This window comes from Brevibacterium epidermidis NBRC 14811, assembly GCF_001570805.1.
In the GTDB taxonomy this organism is placed as follows: domain Bacteria; phylum Actinomycetota; class Actinomycetes; order Actinomycetales; family Brevibacteriaceae; genus Brevibacterium; species Brevibacterium epidermidis.
The window spans coordinates 100,609-116,504 of record NZ_BCSJ01000009.1 but is presented as its reverse complement, the minus strand read 5'-3'; the positions used below and the strand labels follow the sequence as shown (position 1 = coordinate 116,504).

Here is a 15,896-nt window from a genome sequence, read left to right as displayed (position 1 = left end):
AGCAGCGACTGCCCTTTTGACGAGGTCAGCGGCCTACCTTGGGGTTAACGAAAAGTCTGCGAAGCCCATGTGGCCGATTGCGAGCGCAACCTCGGCGAAGCTACTGGCTGAGCCCCGGGGGCCAACAATATGGCTTGCCGATCAGCACCCTCAGCGGTGAGAGCCCAGCAGCGTCTCGAGGGGGATCCTCGCGGTGGCCGCCTCGATGCGCTCACTGACTCCCTTGAGCGTCGCCAGATGGTGCGTCAGCGTACTGGCCTTTTCGGAGGCGACGACGAGGCCGATGCTCGAACCGATGCGACCGGTATGGAAGACGGGGACCGCGATCGAGCAGGCACCGGGTCGCTGCTCTTCGTTGGTCACAGAGAACCCTTCGATCCGGATCTGCTCGAGCTGCTCGGCAAGCAGCCCGGGATTCGTCACCGTCCGAGGCGCTACTTGGTCGAGCGGCTGCCGCAAGTAGGCCTCGGAGAGCCAGTCTTCTTCGAAGGCGAGCAGCACCTTTCCGACCGCAGTCGAATGCATCGGCAGTCGTCCGCCGACCCGCGAGGCCCGTGGGACCCTCTCGGTTCCGTAGACACGGTCGATGTAGAGCACCTCACGGCCGTCGCGGATGGCGAGTTGAGAAGTCTCGCCCGTGAATGAGTAGAGGTCCTGGATGAATGGTCGAGCCGTCTCTCGCAGCTGCCTGCCGACGTTCTGCCCCATCTCCCACAGTCGCAGGCCCAGCTGATACCGACCCTGCGGAGTGCGGGAGAGAAACTCCCAGTCGACGAGCTCGTTGACCAGTCGGTGCGCGGTGCTCAGGGGAATCTGCGCCGCCTCGGCGAGTTCGGTCAATGTGAAGCTGCGGCGCGGCTCTTCGAAGGTCGTCAGCAGGCTGAGGACCTTGTGAGTGACGGTGCGGCCGGCCTTCGGCACCTCCGGGCGCTGATTGTGCTCCATGACGGAGAATCTATCGGATCTGTCAACGACGCCAACGTCGATGAACGCTTACGGCGGGCCGCCTCGGCGCGGGTCGGGAATATATCCCACATCAGTATAGTTGAACGTTAAACTAACTTGATCTACACTGGAATCAACAGCCCATCCGCTCAGGAGAACAGCATGACCACCACCCCCACCCAGGCACCGGCCTCCATCGCCCCGCAGACGACCGCCGTCGATGAGAAGCGACTCAGCGCGGCCACCGGCATGGACGCAGTGACCCTGCGAGTCGGTGATCTCGAGAAGATGTCGAACTACTACTCGAACGCCCTGGCGATGGAACCCCTCGAGGAGACCGCCCGCGATGGCGAGGTCCACCGTGTGCTCGGCCGCGGCACCACTCCCCTGGTCAAGCTCGTGGCCACCCCTGGCCTTCCCGGCGTCGATCCCAAGCAGGCCGGCCTGTTCCACACGGCTTTCCTGTTCGACACCAAGGAAGCCCTGGCAGCCACGGTCGCTCACGCCGCGCAGAACACGAACAGCACCTTCGTCGGCTCCAGCGACCACCTGGTCAGCCAGGCCTTCTACTTCACCGATCCCGAAGGCAACGGCATCGAACTCTACGTCGACCGCGCCCGTTCGGAATGGACGCACTCTCTCGACGGTGAGGTCCAGATGGACTCGCTCTACCTCGACCCGAACCGTTTCCTCGAACGCCACCTCAATCAGGACGTCCTCGCGAACACTGTCGCTGAGCCCGGCATCGTCGGCCACGTCCACCTGCAGGTCGGCAACATCCAGCAGGCCCGCGAATTCTACGTCGACGCACTCGGGTTCGGGCCCTCGCTGTCGTCGATGCCCGGTGTCCTCTTCGCTGCGGCCGGCGGATACCACCATCACGTCGCCATGAACACCTGGAACAGCCGTGGCGCAGGACCGCGGGCGGCGAGCCTCGGCCTCGGAGACGTTGCGATCACCGTTCCCGGTCGCGAGGACCTCGATGCCCTCGTCGCTCGTCTACGTGCACACAACCTCGACTTCGCCGATGACGGACGCTCCGTCCACGTTGTCGATCCGTGGGGCACACAGGTCACGCTGGCCACCGGAACCAGTTCCATCGACGAGACTCTGGCGCGCTGACTCTCCGCCGGCACTGATTCTCCACCGGTGCGGACATTTCCACCGTCCAGAATGAACTGAGGCGGGTGATGCTCAATGGCATCACCCGCCTCAGTCGTCTCCGCTGCGATCAGCTCTTGGAGAGCACTCGCTCGACAGCCGCCTGTGGGTCCAGGTCGAGTCGGCGCAGCAGCTGGGCGTTGAGGGCGACGACGATCGTCGAGATCGACATCAGGATCGCGCCCACGCTCATCGGCAGAACGAAACCGATGGGGGCGAGGATTCCTGCCGCCAGCGGCACCGACAGCAGGTTGTATCCGGCGGCCCACCACAGGTTCTGCTTCATCTTCCGGTAAGTTGCCCGAGACAGCTCGACGATCGAGAGGACTGACCGCGGATCGTCGGAGGCGAGAATGACTCCGGCCGAGCCGATTGCCACGTCGGTTCCGGCCCCGATGGCGATGCCGACATCGGCCTGCGCCAATGCGGGAGCATCATTGACACCGTCACCGACCATCGCGACGCGGCGGCCTTCACCCTGCAGTTCGGAGACCTTCGCCGCCTTGTCAGCGGGGTGGACTCCGGCGTAGACACGGTCGATGCCGAGCTCAGTGGCCACGGACTGCGCGACCGCCTCGGCGTCTCCGGTGATCATCACGACCTGCGCACCGATGGCGTGGAGCGCATCGACGGCGTCGCGGGACTCCGGCCGGATCTCGTCGGCCAGACGCAGGGCACCGACCACCGATCCGTCGACGAGCACGTGGAGGATGATGGCGCCTTCGGCGCGCCAGGTCTCCGCGGCCTCTGCTTCGGGGGCGTCGTATGCCTCGAGCAGCCTGGGGCCGCCGACCTCGACCGCCTGCCCTGAGACGGTGGCCTTGACTCCGACCGCAGGTGACGAAGAGAAGTCTGCTGCCGTCGGCACCTCGATCCCCCGCTCAGCCGCGGCCTTGACGATGGCGGTGGCCAGCGGGTGTTCGCTGTCAGCTTCTGCAGCGGCAGCAAGACCCAGCACTTCGTCCTCGGTCCGCGTGGCACCGGAACTCGGGACCACCTCGATGCCGGTGACCGTCGGCTCACCCTTCGTCAGGGTTCCGGTCTTGTCGAAGAGCACGGAATCGACCGTGCGCATCGTTTCGAGCGCGAGCCGATCTTTGACGAGGACGCCGGCGCGGGCGGCCCGCTCGGTGGCAATCGAGACGACCAGCGGAATAGCCAGTCCCAAAGCGTGAGGACAGGCGATGACGAGTACTGTGATCGTGCGCACGACCGCCGAGTCCGGCATTCCGATGAGCGACCAGACGGCCGCGGTGATCACGGCTGAGCCGAGAGCAAACCAGAACAGCCAAGCCGAGGCTTTATCAGCGATGCGCTGGGCCCGCGACGACGAGTTCTGGGCATCGGAGACCAGCTTCTGGATTCCGGCCAGGGTCGTGTCGTCACCGATCGCGGTGATCTCGATGCGGAGGCCGGAGTCGGTGGCAACGGTGCCGGCTACAACGGATTCGCCTTCGCCTCGTCGGACCGTGGCGGACTCGCCGGTGACCATGGATTCGTCCATATGGGCCGAGCCGTCGACGATCCGGCCGTCGGCGGGAACCGAAGAGCCTGGGCGAACGAGGACGATGTCACCGACGACGAGTTCGTCCGGTGCGACACTCACGGTCTCCCCGTCGACGATCTTCTCGGCTTCATCCGGCAGCAGCGCGGCGAGACTGTCCAGCGCCGACGTGGTCTGCGCCAGCGAGCGCATCTCCATCCAGTGCCCGGCGAGCATGATCACGACCAGCAGCGCCAGCTCCCACCAGAAGTCGAGCTGCGGGTCGAGCAGACCCAGCGACGAACCCCAAGAGGAGATGAAGGCGACTGTGATCGCCAATGCGATGAGCAGCATCATGCCCGGGCTGCGGCCCTTGATCTCGTCGAGACCGCCGGTCAGGAAGGGCTTGCCGCCCCAGACGTACATGACAGTGCCGAGGATCGGCGAGAGCCAGCGAAGCGCGCCGAGGATGCCCGTTTCGGGAACCTCGTATCCGACGAGGTGGCCGAACATCGGGCTGAAGGCGACGACGGGTACGGCGATGACGAGCATGATCCAGAACAGTCGCCGGAACTGCGCGACGTGATCGCCGTGGCCGGCATGTCCCATGTGGCCCGAATGACCAGCATGCCCCTCGTGACCGGTGTGCCCGCCATGACCGCCGTGGTCGTGATGAGCGGGATCGGAGTGATCCATGGTCTCGGTGTGTGCGGAATGGCCCGTTTCAGCAGGCTGCATTCCGTGATGCTGATGATTCTGCTGTTTGTCCATATCTCCAACATATACCCCTAGGGGGTATAAATCAACGGTGATGCCCCTCATGCGCCACGTGGCCACCTCAGTGATCAGACATTGCATAAATGCGCAGTTATGACACATACTTGCTCATACTGTTCAACTTCGAAGCTGATCGTCGGCTGCCCTCGGGCATCGTGGGTCACCGAGAAGTCAATGAGAACCACACACCCTGGCTCCCTGAGCCGGCCTCACTGCGGAGGACCTTATGGACCTGCAACTCATCCTGGCGCTGATCGCCGGAATCGCGACGATCGTCGTCATCGTGCTCGCGACCCGACTCGACGCCTTCATCGCTCTTCTCCTGGCAGCCATCGTCACCGGCATCGTCGCCGGTCAGGACCTGCTCTCGATCGTCGACTCCATAACCACGGGCTTCGGCGACACCCTTGCCAGCATCGGCATCGTCATCGGACTCGGTGTCGGCATCGGCAAGATCCTCGAGGTCTCCGGCGCCGCCGACTCCCTGGCCCGAGCCTTCCTGCGTGCCTTCGGCAAGGGCCGTGAACCCTGGGCGATGGGCACAGTCGGCTCCCTCGTCTCCATCCCGGTCTTCTGCGACTCCGGGTACGTCATCATGAACCCGCTGGCTCGCTCGATCGCTCGCGTGAAGAAGGGCGGCTACGTCACCCTCGCCCTGGCTCTGGGCTGCGGAATGACGCTGACCCACCACATGGTGCCGCCGACTCCGGGTCCGCTGGCGGCTACCGGCATCCTCGGCGCCGATATCGGATCGGTCATCCTCGCCGGACTCGTCTTCACCGTCATCCTTCTGCCCGTTGTCGTCGTCTACGCCCGGTGGATCGGACCGAAGCTCGAACCCGTCCTCAACGCCCAGGTCAAGCACGACGTCTACGCCGAGGCGGTCGTCGAGACCGCATCGGGATCCGCCGGCGGCAGCGTCCTCACGGCCGAAGGCGGAGACTCAGCCGGAACCGGTTCCGCTCCCGATTCATCGAAGAAACCGGGCGCCTTCCTCGGCTTCCTTCCGCTCATCGTCCCGCTCCTGCTCATCGTCGCCAACACCGTGAGCACCGCGATCGACAAGAACGCGCAGGGCGAACTCTCCGGAGACGCCTACGAGCCCTCCGCTTGGGTCGCACCTCTGGCCTTCCTCGGCAACCCCGTCGTCGCCCTCATCATCGGCCTCGTCCTCGCCGTCTACACGCTGCTGCCCCGCGTGACGCCACGCAACCAGGTGCAGAGCTGGCTGGCCGACGGCGCAGCCTCGGCCGGACTCATTCTGCTCATCACCGGCGCCGGAGGCAGCTTCGGCCTCGTGCTGCGCGAATCGGGTGTCGGCGACGCCCTCGCCGAGGCGATCGCCTCGATCAGCTTGCCGGCCCTCCTCGTTCCGTTCCTCATCGCCTCCCTGGTGCGTCTGGCACAGGGATCGGGCACGGTCGCGATGATCACCGCCGCCTCGGTGACGGCTCCGCTCATCGACCCGCTGGGACTCGACCCACTCGTGGCAGTGATGGCTTGCACCGCCGGTTCGATGGTCTTCTCCTACTTCAACGATTCGTACTTCTGGGTCGTCACGCGATTCGCCGGCCTCGACGGAATCAACGCCATCAAGGGTTGGTCGGGAATCACCACGGCCGTGTGGATCTGTTCCCTTCCGCTGCTCTTCGTGCTCGACTTGGTCGTATGAGCACCTCGCACATGCCCGACTCCGACGCGACCACACCTGCCGCCTCGGCACAGGCCAGCCCACGCATCCTCATCGTCGCCGACGACCTCACCGGCGGCAATGCGTGCGGGGCCCTGTTCGCCGAGGCGGGACTGCGGACGATCACCGTCACCGAGACCAGCCCGGCCGGCAGCATCGACATCAGAGGTCTGCTCGATGACTTCGCTGCGGTCGTCGTCAACACCGACTCCCGGCACCTGCCCCCTCAGCAGGCAAGCGAGCTCTACTCCGATCTCATCGAGTCTGCCGGCCCGGTCGACCTCGTGGCATGCCGCATCGACACCACCCTGCGCGGCAATGTCGGACCCGCCGCGGCCGCTGCCATCTCAGCACGCAGGCGGGTACTCGCTGCGTCCGGCGGACCGCGCCACCGCGTGTTGGGACTGTGCGTACCGGCCTTCCCCGCTGCAGGCAGGACCACCGTGCAGGGACGGCAGCTGCTGGGCGGTCGACTGCTCGAACACACCGAACTCGCCTTTGATGTCCGCTCCCCTATGCGCACCTCCGTCGTCGAGGAGATCCTTGCCTCCGGTGCGGATCTCGACTGCCGCCTCATCGATATCGCCACGGTGCTGGCCGGTCGTGATGCCGTCCGCACCGCAGTGCTCGACGCCATCGGGCAGGGTGCGGAAGTGCTCATCGCCGATGCGCTGACGACTGACCATATCGACCTCGTCGGCTCCGTCATCGCTGAGATCAGCCACGACGTCGCCGAGGCGACCGCCCCGGATACCCTTACCCGCGCAGGTCTGGCCGACGGTGAGCAATTGGACTGGGTGACCATCGATCCAGGCCCCGGCAGCCTCGCCCTGACCTTGTCCAGCCTGCCTGCACGTGCCGATGGCATTCTGCTCGGCATTTCGGGGTCAGCGACAGAGGTCACCCGTTCGCAGCTTGCCGCCGTGGCCGAAGACCCCACGGTCACGGTCCTCCGTACTCCCTTGGACGATGCGGGCCTGCCCGATGTCGAGGCCACACTCGCCCTCATCGATCGGACCGCCTCGGCGCGGGCGATCATCATCGCCACCGTCCTCGAAACCAGCGATCTGCGCGAACTCACCGATGCAGAATCCGAACAGACGACACAGCGCCTGGCCGTGATCGCCTCAACGATCATGTCCGCTATGCCGGTTTCCGGCCTCTACACCACCGGTGGAGACGTCACCGCCACCGTGATGCGCGAACTCGGAGCGATGGGCATGGAGATCGACAAGGAGATCGTGCCGCTGGCCGTGGGCGGTCGCCTCGTCGGCGGACGCGCCGACGCACTGCCGATCGTCACGAAGGGCGGTCTCATCGGAGACACCGGCACCGCCGTCGAATGCCTCGAATTCCTGTCGACCACTGCCCGCGTCAGACGAGACTGAAGCAGCAGAGGCGATCCCCGTACACCCCAACGACTGACAAAATACGAACCATCTGAGGAGACAGCAATGACAGCACCAGCACTCGCCGTGACAGTGGGCGATCCCGTCGGAATCGGACCGGAGATCACCGCCACGGTACTCGCGGAATTCGCGGGCAGAGACGATCAGCACGGCATCGCCGTGGCGGATTTGGCCGTGATGAAGCGTGCCGTCGACGTCCTCGGACTCGACGTTGAACTGCGTGCCATCTCCGACTGGTCGACCCCTTCGGCCGGCGAAGGCGTCATCGACGTCTTCGACATCGGCGTCCTCGGTGACGATCTGCCCGAATGGGGCGTCGTCGATGCCCGCGCCGGCAAGGCCTCGGTGGCTGCGATCGAGATCGCCACTCAGGCAGCTATGGATCAGAAGGTCGCCGGAATCGTCACCGGCCCGATCAACAAGGAAGCCGTGTGGAAGTCCGGTTCGCAGCACCTCGGGCACACCGAGATGCTCGGCGAGCTGACCGGAGTGACGAAGCAGGACACGATGTTCGTCGTGGAGAACACGAAGGTTCCTGACCACAAACTCCAGATCTTCTTCGCCACCCGCCACATGTCCCTGCGCAAGGCCCTCGACGCCCTCACCGTGGACACGCAGGTCGATTCCATCGAACGCGCCCACCGTGCCCTCCAGCTCTACGGCGTCGCCTCGCCGAGGCTGGCCGTCGCAGCGCTCAATCCGCACGGTGGCGAGAACGGCGCCTTCGGCGACGAGGAGATCGAGATCCTCCGTCCCGCCGTTGAGAATGTCAATGCTGCCGGCGCTTTCGAAGTCGCCGGACCGATCCCGGCCGACTCCGTCTTCCACCAGGGGCTGACCGGCCGCTATGACGGGATCCTCTCGCAGTATCACGATCAGGGACACATCGCGTCGAAGACCTTCGACTTCGACGGCACCATCTCCGTCACCGTCGGCCTACCGATCCTGCGCACCTCCGTCGATCACGGCACTGCCTTCGACATCGCCGGTCAGGGCATCGCCGATGCGGGCACGATGCGCTCGGCCTACCGGGCGGCCATCGGATACGCTCCGTTCGTCGACGGCATCCGCGCGGAGTACCTGCCGAAGTAGGCTGATTGACATGTCCGACCGCGGCGATTTCGCTGCGGTCGGATCCGTGGACTTGGAGAGGGAGACCGATGGCGATCCGATCAGGAACTCAGAAGCGACGCGACGCCATTCTCGGTCTGCTCAAGACCGGCTCGTGGAGCATCCCCCGCCTGGCCGCGGAACTCGAGACCTCGGAATCGACCATTCGCCGCGACCTGCGAGAGATGGCCGCAGACGGCGAGATCATCCGCACCATCGGCGGTGCCGCCGCGGCCGGCTACGTCGAACCGCCGCTGGGTGAGCGGATGGAGCAGCAGGCTGAAGCGAAGGACGCGATCGCTGCATGGGCTCTCGAACGACTCGACAACGCCCGTGTGCGCACCGTCTTCCTCGACGCAGGCTCGACGACCGTGCGCTTGGCCGAGCGGATCAGGGACCGCAGCGATCTCACCGTCTTCACCCGCGGCCTAGAGATCGCGTTAGCCTTGGCTCATCCCGCCGGGCCCACGGTGATCATGGTCGGCGGCGAGGTCTCGACTCTGTCGCACGGCACCACCGGTGCCCTGTCCGACCATGCGCTGTCACGCATCCATGTCGATATCGCGTTCCTCGGCGCCGATGCCGTCGATCCGGCGCAGGGACTCGGCGAACCGAGTCTCGACGAAGCACGCACGAAAGAGCTCATCGCCGAGCGAGCCCGAACAGTCATCGTCCTCGCCGACAGTTCGAAGTCCGGACGCGACGTCGCCGCATGGGCACCGCTGCCCGCCGGTTGGACGTGGATCGACGAGCACGGGGAGCACGCGCCGAGCTGAGCCGCGCGTTGAGGGACCAGAGGGGTTCTGCCGCGGTATTGCAAAATGGTTCGGATAACGCGAACGAGGAGAATACTCCTCATCGGGCTTCAAACAAATTCGGCCATTTAACAGATTTTCTGTCAATCAGCTTTCAATAACGATAACTTCACTGTTCCCTGTGAAGCAGACTTGCCGTTCCGATTCTGAATAAGCATTGCATTCCTCCTGGTCAGACATGGTAACTATCAGTATTTCTCTAATGACACGCCGCTGATTTGACAGGATTCTTCGATTGAGAAGCTGAACACGTGCTCGTAACGTGGCTTCGGTTCGAAACATGGATCACTTCGACAGTGGTCCACATGACTGGAGGAATTCATGAGTATCCCCAATGCCTCAGGATCCGCATCACCCGCTTCCCCACCCGAGCCCGACCTCAAGACGGTCCGCAAAGCCGTCGCCGCCTCGGCGCTGGGCAATGCGACCGAATGGTTCGACTACGGTCTCTACGCCGTTTCGGTCACCTATCTCGCACAGCACTTCTTCCCCGGCGAGCATGCACAGCTGATGGCGCTGCTGACCTTCGCCGTATCCTTCATCTTCCGCCCCCTCGGCGGAATCATCTGGGGACCGATGGGCGATCGCCTCGGCCGCAAACGCGTTCTGGCGCTGACGATCCTGCTCATGGCCGGTTCCACCTTCTGCATCGCCCTGCTGCCCAGCTACGCCACCATCGGCGTCGCCGCACCCATCATCCTCGTCCTGCTCCGCGTCATTCAGGGCTTCTCCTCCGGCGGCGAGTACGGTGGCGCCGCCACCTTCATGGCCGAATACGCCCCTGACAACCGGCGCGGATTCTTCGGCAGCTTCCTCGAATTCGGCACTCTGGCCGGAATGGCCGCCGGTTCGCTGTTCGTCCTCCTCCTGCAGCTCGGCCTCGGAGAACAGACGATGACAGACTGGGCCTGGAGGATTCCGTTCATCTTCGCCGGAGTCCTCGGCGTCGTCGGACTCTACCTGCGCTCTCAGCTCGACGAATCTCCCGTCTATGAGGAACTCGACAACGACGGACAGGACAAGTCGGTCAAGGAAGTCTTCGCGACCCTCTTCGCGAACTACAAGAAGCAGCTGCTCGTCCTCGGCGGCATGGTCGTCGCGGTCAACGTCGTCAACTACACGCTGCTGTCCTACATGCCCACCTACCTGCAGGACCCGGTCGGCATGAGCCCGAACGCGTCACTGACCGTAATGTTCCTCGCCCAGGCGTTCATGATGATCCTCATCCCCTTCGGCGGAATGCTCTCGGACAAGGTCGGACGCAAGCCGGTCTGGTACTTCTCCCTCATCAGCCTCTTCGTCGCGGCGATTCCGATGTTCATACTTATGGCCAATGGCTTCGTGTGGGCACTCATCGGACTGGCTGTCCTCGGCGTCCTCTACATTCCGCAGATCTCAACGATCTCCGCGACCTTCCCGGCGATGTTCCCCGGACCAGTGCGCTTCGCCGGATTCGCCATCGCCTACAACGTCTCGACCGCACTGTTCGGCGGCACTGCCCCGTCGATCAGCGAAGGACTCATCGGAGCAACGGGAAACACCATCATTCCCGCCTACCTCGTCATGGCGGCCTGCGCGATCGGCTTCATCGCCACGATCTTCATGAAGGAGACCAAGGGTGCCTCGCTGCGCGGGCGTGGACTTCCGGAGACGGGCGCGGACGTCGTCCTCGACGAATCGGAGCTCGTCAACGACGCGAAATGATCGTCCCCGCCACCGGCGACCACCGCTGAGAGGCACGGTCACTCCAATGAGTCAGACCGGCGTCACTGCATCGTAACTTCCGATGCAGTGACGCCGGTCTTCTGCGACTGTGTCTGCGTTAGTCTCAGACCATGGTCACGTTGATTCCCGAACAGCCTGATTTCAACGATTCCACCGCCGAGGAGGTCGTGTGGAATGCGCTGCGCCGTCAGCTTCCCGACGGGGTGACGATCATCCACGGCCAACGGCTGACCGGCGATGACAAGGACGTCGAGATCGATCTCCTCATCCTGTGGCCGGGAGTCGGGATCGCCGTCATCGAGGTCAAGGGCGGACGCGTCGACGTCGTCGACGGCAAATGGTTCACTTCCGGTGCCCAGGGAAAGCGCAGCCATCTGCCCGAACCACCTCTCGAGCAGGCGATGATCGCCAAACATACCCTCGTGGGCTATCTGCGCCCGCGGCTTTCCCGTGTTCCCGGGCCGATCAGCCATCTTGCGGTCCTCCCCTACACGGAGCTGCCGAGAAGCTGGGACCAGCCGGATGCGCCGAGAAGGCAACTCGTCGATGGCACCGAGATCGACTCCCTGGCATCGAAGATCGCTGATCAGCTGCGCTTTGACTTCGACCCCGAACGCCACGACCTCACCGCCGGCCACGAATTCGTCTTGAAGAACCTCCGCAGAACGAACCAAGCGGTCGAGAATTTCGCACTCAAAGCCTCCGAGATCTCCCACCGCGCCGATGCCCTCAGCCGTGAACAGGCGAAGCTCATCCGCATCCTCCGCCACCAGAATCGCGCCGAGATCAGCGGCGGTGCCGGGTCGGGCAAGACCTATCTGGCGCTGCTCAAGGCCAAGGCGCTGACCCAAGAGGGAAAAAAGGTCGCGCTCATGTGCTATTCCCGCGGCCTCGGTCGCTTCCTCCAGCTCCACACGAGTCAATGGCCCGACGAAGACAGACCCGCATTCGTCGGCCTCTTCCACGACCTGCCCATCAGCTGGGGTGCCCCCACGGGCAGCGACGACGACTCTGACTATTGGGAACGGCGGCTGCCCACGATGCTCAAGGACCTCGCCGATGAGCGTTCGCGCAGAAACCTCTTCGACGCGATCGTCATCGATGAAGGCCAGGACTTCAGCCTGCTGTGGTGGGAGGCGGTGCAGTCGTGTCTGCGCAACCAGTTGGCAGGCACCCTCTACGTCTTCACCGACGAACGCCAGCGGATCTTCGACCGCCAGGGTGAATCACCCATCACCATGAGCCCCATCCAGCTCGACGAGAATCTGCGCAACTCCGCCCAGATCGTCGCCGGCATCGCCGACCTCGCACTCGAGCCTCCCATCGCCCGCAACGGGCCCGGCGAGGAGATCGAATGGATGGACGTCGACGCCGACTCGGCAATCGGCGAGGCGGACGGCGTGGTCGAAGCACTCATGGATGACGGTTGGGCGGCCGGACAGATCGCTCTGCTGACCACCGGTTCGAGGCACCCGGTGCAGAAGGAGATCGTCGAAACAGAGGGAATCGGCGCCTATTGGGACCAGTTCTTCGCCGCCGAGGATGTCTTCTACGGTCACGTGCTCGGCTTCAAAGGACTCGAAAGGCCCGCTGTGGTTCTCTGTCTCAACGGATTCAGAGACCCACTGCGGGCCATCGACATGCTCTACGTCGGAATGTCGCGAGCGACGACGAAGCTCATCGTCGTCGGTGACCTGAGCATCTTCGACGAGGTCTACGACAACTGATCGCTCAGCTCGTCACCGACTCCAGCTCCGGATGGAGCAGATGCCATCCGACGCGCAGTACGTCTGGGACTACTCCCCTGCGACCTCGAGGAGGACTTTGCCCATCACTGAGCGGCCGTCGAGTTCATTGATCGCCGAGGATGCCTCGGCCAGGGGGTAGGTCGCGTGGATGCGCGGATTCAGTCTGCCCGCGGAGACGTGATCGAGGACGACCTCCCACTGCTCGTGGATATAGCTCGGGTGACCCCAGGCCGCCCCACCCCAGGCGACGCCGTCGACGGAGATGTTCTTGAGCAGCAGACGGTTGACCTTGATCGAAGGGATCTCACCGGCGGTGAAGCCGAGAACGAGGAGACGCCCGAACGGAGCGAGCACCCGCGTCGAATCGGTGAAGCGGTCGCCTCCGACGGGGTCCAAGACGAAGTCGACGCCCTTGGGATAGAGCTCCTTCGTCGCATCCTTGAACCCGTCGGCGAGGACGACGTGAGTCGCACCGAGTTCCCGCACCGCTTCGGCCTTCGCCTCGGTCGAGACGACGGCGACGACCTCGAGGCCCATGGCCAGGCCCAGCTGCACTGCGGCCGAACCGAGCCCGCCCGCGGCACCGTGGACGAGGAGGCTCTGGCCGGGCTGGGCGTTCGCCCGCACACGCAGTGCGAAGTCAGCGGTGAGCACGTTCATCGGCATACCGGCGGCATCTGCCAGAGAGACCGAATCCGGGACCTTCACGGTAGCTTCGTCACCGGCGATGAGGTATTCGGCAAAGGTTCCCTTTCCGGTGATCGCGGCGACCCGGTCTCCGACGGAGTAGCGGGAGTCCGCACCCACCTCGGCAACCACGCCGGAGGCTTCGGAACCCAGGGTGAAGGGCAGGTCGTGCTTGACCTGATACATCCCACGGGTCTGCAGCACTTCGGGGAACGTCACTCCGGCGTAGGCGACCTTGATGAGCACCTGGCCGGGTCCCGGAACAGGACGCTCCACATCAAGGTGCTCCACATCATCGGGGCCGGTCAGAGCGGTGACGCGAATGGCTTTCATTGTTTCCTCGCTATCGTTTTGACGCACGCAGAGCCGCGGCTCCGGTGGCGGCGGTCTTCTCACCTCTATCACACCGCGGGGCTATGAGAGTGATCACTCTCACGGCTTGACTCCCCCGTCAGGGATGAATAATGTGAACTCTACTGAACGATTGTTCACTCGGGAAGGTCAAGGATGACACAATCACCGGCAGGGTTCGACGCGGACAGCATCGGCCGATGGATTGAGCAGAGATTCGGAATCAGCGATTTCGACGTCGAAGTGATGTCGGTCGGTCGGTCCAACCTCACGTTCACCATCCTCGTCGACGGCAGCCCCCGCTGGGTTCTGCGCCGTCCGCCGTTGGGTCACGAGGGCGGGAGTGCTCACAACGTCGGCCGCGAAGGGCGGATCATGGCCGCACTCAACGACAGCAGCGTACCGGTGCCGACGGTCCTCGACATCGTCGATGACCCCGAGGTCCTCGACGTGCCCTTCGTGTTCATGGATCACTGCCCCGGATTCCCGATCAATACCCCTTCTGAGTGGGAGTCGATCCCTGCCGAGAACCGCCGCAATTGCGCCTTCGGCACGGTCGACGCATTGGCTGCCATCCATTCCGTCGATGTCGATGCCGTCGGCTTGTCCGATCTGCGCCGACCGGGCGGACTCATCGACCGCCAGCTGCGACGCTGGATCGGACAGGTCGAGGCGATCGCAATGCGCGAGACCCCGATGATCCACGAGGTCCACGATGCGCTCCGCGAGGCCATGCCCGACCCAGCACGCTCACCCGTGGGAATCGCGCATGGGGACTTCAAACCGAACAATATGATCTTCGCACCCGATGGTTCGGTCAACGCCGTCGTCGACTGGGAGCTGACGGCCATCGGGGAGGTGCTCACCGACCTCGGCTATTTCATCGCCATGCTCACGGTGCCGGACCAGTACACCAGCATCTGGGTGCCTCGACCCGACGACGGCTTCCCCACCACGGACGAACTCATCGACCACTACCAGGACGCCACCGGCCACGAAGTCCACGATGTCGGCTACTACTCGGCTTTCGCGATGTGGAAGCTCGCCTGCATCCGCGAAGGCGTGTACACGCGACTGGCGACGGGAAAGATGGGCGACCTCGATCTCGACCCCGAAGAGGCCGGAGCAGGAGTCGAAGACCTCGCACGTCAGGCACTCGGTCTGTTGGAGAAGTCATGACCTCGGCCTTGGCAGGCAGGCGGGCAGTCGTCACCGGAGCCGCCGGAGGAATCGGCGCGGCACTGGCCGCTGAGCTCATCGACCGCGGGGCCGCCGTCGTCCTCGCCGACCTCTCCCCTGCCGTCAGCGACACTGCCGCCGGTCTCGGCACATCGGCATTCGCGTGGACCGGGGATGTGTCGTCGGTCGAGGGAATCGGTGCGCTCATCGACTTCGCCGACGACTGCCTCGGCGGGATCGATCTGTACTTCGCCAACGCTGGGATCATCGGGCCGGCGATGCTCGGTAAGGACGACGCGGACTGGGACTCGATCATCGACGTCAATATGCGCGCTCATATCCGGGCCGCTCAGGCGCTCGTCCCTCGCTGGCAGGAAGCCGGGTCCGGATATTTCGTCGCCACCGCCTCGGCGGCGGGCCTGCTCACGCAGATCGGTTCGGCCGCCTACTCGGTGACCAAGCACGCTTCGGTCGGATTCGCCGAATGGCTGGCCATGACCTACCGCGACGACGGAATCCGCGCCTCGGTGATCTGTCCGATGGGAGTGAACACGAATCTGCTCGACGATGCCGGATCCGGCGGAGGTCCCGCGCAGAAAGCCGTGACCTCAGCCGGGACCGTCCTGGAACCCGCCGAGGTGGCCACCATCGTTCTCGACGCCGTCGAGGACGAGCAGTTCCTCATCCTGCCGCACCCTGAAGTCCTCGAGATGTATCGGATGAAAGGCAGCGACTACGACCGCTGGCTGCGCGGAATGTCCCGTTACCAAGCCCGACTCAACGCAGAGTGACAGCGAGCCTCGCCACCGGGTGAGA

At 64.4% G+C, this 15,896-nt stretch carries 12 protein-coding genes; 9 read left to right on the top strand and 3 right to left on the bottom strand.

The features are described from left to right. Positions 1 to 150: 150 nt before the first annotated feature. Complete coding sequence (locus tag BEP01S_RS06660; RefSeq protein WP_062241638.1) at positions 151 to 945, bottom strand: IclR family transcriptional regulator; 795 nt, start codon at positions 943 to 945, stop codon at positions 151 to 153. 162 nt (positions 946 to 1,107) lie between these two features. Here BEP01S_RS06660 and BEP01S_RS06655 point away from each other — a divergent pair, with 162 nt between their 5' ends. Then, positions 1,108 to 2,067 (top strand): VOC family protein, encoded by a 960-nt coding sequence (locus tag BEP01S_RS06655; protein WP_062241636.1) that lies wholly within the window; start codon positions 1,108 to 1,110, stop codon positions 2,065 to 2,067. Positions 2,068 to 2,176: 109 nt separating this feature from the next. Here BEP01S_RS06655 and BEP01S_RS06650 read toward each other — a convergent pair whose 3' ends face one another. Then, entirely contained in the window at positions 2,177 to 4,360 is a 2,184-nt protein-coding gene (locus BEP01S_RS06650) for a heavy metal translocating P-type ATPase (protein ID WP_062241634.1), read from the bottom strand. 232 nt (positions 4,361 to 4,592) lie between these two features. Between BEP01S_RS06650 and BEP01S_RS06645 the strand changes: the two genes are divergently transcribed. The 6 genes from BEP01S_RS06645 to BEP01S_RS06620 all read left to right on the top strand — a co-directional run bounded on the left by BEP01S_RS06645 (position 4,593) and on the right by BEP01S_RS06620 (position 12,842). Further along, positions 4,593 to 6,038 carry a GntP family permease gene (locus tag BEP01S_RS06645; RefSeq protein WP_174521219.1) on the top strand — a complete coding sequence of 482 codons (1,446 nt, stop codon included), beginning with the start codon at positions 4,593 to 4,595 and terminating at the stop codon, positions 6,036 to 6,038. Next, complete coding sequence (locus tag BEP01S_RS06640) at positions 6,035 to 7,444, top strand: four-carbon acid sugar kinase family protein (protein ID WP_244882125.1); 1,410 nt, start codon at positions 6,035 to 6,037, stop codon at positions 7,442 to 7,444. The genes BEP01S_RS06645 and BEP01S_RS06640 overlap by 4 nt, the downstream gene beginning before the upstream one ends. A gap of 66 nt (positions 7,445 to 7,510) precedes the next feature. After that, positions 7,511 to 8,557 carry a 4-hydroxythreonine-4-phosphate dehydrogenase PdxA gene (pdxA, locus tag BEP01S_RS06635; RefSeq protein ID WP_062241630.1) on the top strand — a complete coding sequence of 349 codons (1,047 nt, stop codon included), beginning with the start codon at positions 7,511 to 7,513 and terminating at the stop codon, positions 8,555 to 8,557. A gap of 68 nt (positions 8,558 to 8,625) precedes the next feature. Beyond that, complete coding sequence (locus BEP01S_RS06630) at positions 8,626 to 9,351, top strand: DeoR/GlpR family DNA-binding transcription regulator (RefSeq protein ID WP_062241628.1); 726 nt, start codon at positions 8,626 to 8,628, stop codon at positions 9,349 to 9,351. Between the two features lie 360 nt (positions 9,352 to 9,711). After that, positions 9,712 to 11,094, top strand: coding sequence for an MFS transporter (locus tag BEP01S_RS06625; protein WP_083532595.1), 1,383 nt, complete (start codon positions 9,712 to 9,714; stop codon positions 11,092 to 11,094). A gap of 131 nt (positions 11,095 to 11,225) precedes the next feature. Beyond that, a complete protein-coding gene (locus tag BEP01S_RS06620; protein ID WP_062241626.1) occupies positions 11,226 to 12,842 on the top strand; it encodes a nuclease-related domain-containing DEAD/DEAH box helicase in 1,617 nt (538 codons plus the stop codon). Between the two features lie 69 nt (positions 12,843 to 12,911). Here BEP01S_RS06620 and BEP01S_RS06615 read toward each other — a convergent pair whose 3' ends face one another. Beyond that, complete coding sequence (locus tag BEP01S_RS06615; RefSeq protein ID WP_062241624.1) at positions 12,912 to 13,883, bottom strand: NADPH:quinone oxidoreductase family protein; 972 nt, start codon at positions 13,881 to 13,883, stop codon at positions 12,912 to 12,914. A gap of 174 nt (positions 13,884 to 14,057) precedes the next feature. Between BEP01S_RS06615 and BEP01S_RS06610 the strand changes: the two genes are divergently transcribed. Further along, positions 14,058 to 15,080: a phosphotransferase family protein gene (locus BEP01S_RS06610; RefSeq protein ID WP_062241622.1), complete on the top strand. Its 1,023-nt coding sequence runs from the start codon at positions 14,058 to 14,060 to the stop codon at positions 15,078 to 15,080. Next, positions 15,077 to 15,871 (top strand): SDR family oxidoreductase, encoded by a 795-nt coding sequence (locus tag BEP01S_RS06605; protein WP_062241620.1) that lies wholly within the window; start codon positions 15,077 to 15,079, stop codon positions 15,869 to 15,871. Before BEP01S_RS06610 ends, BEP01S_RS06605 begins: the two co-directional genes overlap by 4 nt. The last annotated feature ends 25 nt before the right edge of the window (positions 15,872 to 15,896 follow it).

Coding starts and splice junctions, on each gene's coding strand:
- BEP01S_RS06660 (WP_062241638.1), bottom strand. CDS start 945: ATGGAGCACAATCAGCGCCCGGAGGTGCCGAAGGCCGGCCGCACCGTC.
- BEP01S_RS06655 (WP_062241636.1), top strand. CDS start 1,108: ATGACCACCACCCCCACCCAGGCACCGGCCTCCATCGCCCCGCAGACG.
- BEP01S_RS06650 (WP_062241634.1), bottom strand. CDS start 4,360: ATGGACAAACAGCAGAATCATCAGCATCACGGAATGCAGCCTGCTGAA.
- BEP01S_RS06645 (WP_174521219.1), top strand. CDS start 4,593: ATGGACCTGCAACTCATCCTGGCGCTGATCGCCGGAATCGCGACGATC.
- BEP01S_RS06640 (WP_244882125.1), top strand. CDS start 6,035: ATGAGCACCTCGCACATGCCCGACTCCGACGCGACCACACCTGCCGCC.
- pdxA (WP_062241630.1), top strand. CDS start 7,511: ATGACAGCACCAGCACTCGCCGTGACAGTGGGCGATCCCGTCGGAATC.
- BEP01S_RS06630 (WP_062241628.1), top strand. CDS start 8,626: ATGGCGATCCGATCAGGAACTCAGAAGCGACGCGACGCCATTCTCGGT.
- BEP01S_RS06625 (WP_083532595.1), top strand. CDS start 9,712: ATGAGTATCCCCAATGCCTCAGGATCCGCATCACCCGCTTCCCCACCC.
- BEP01S_RS06620 (WP_062241626.1), top strand. CDS start 11,226: ATGGTCACGTTGATTCCCGAACAGCCTGATTTCAACGATTCCACCGCC.
- BEP01S_RS06615 (WP_062241624.1), bottom strand. CDS start 13,883: ATGAAAGCCATTCGCGTCACCGCTCTGACCGGCCCCGATGATGTGGAG.
- BEP01S_RS06610 (WP_062241622.1), top strand. CDS start 14,058: ATGACACAATCACCGGCAGGGTTCGACGCGGACAGCATCGGCCGATGG.
- BEP01S_RS06605 (WP_062241620.1), top strand. CDS start 15,077: ATGACCTCGGCCTTGGCAGGCAGGCGGGCAGTCGTCACCGGAGCCGCC.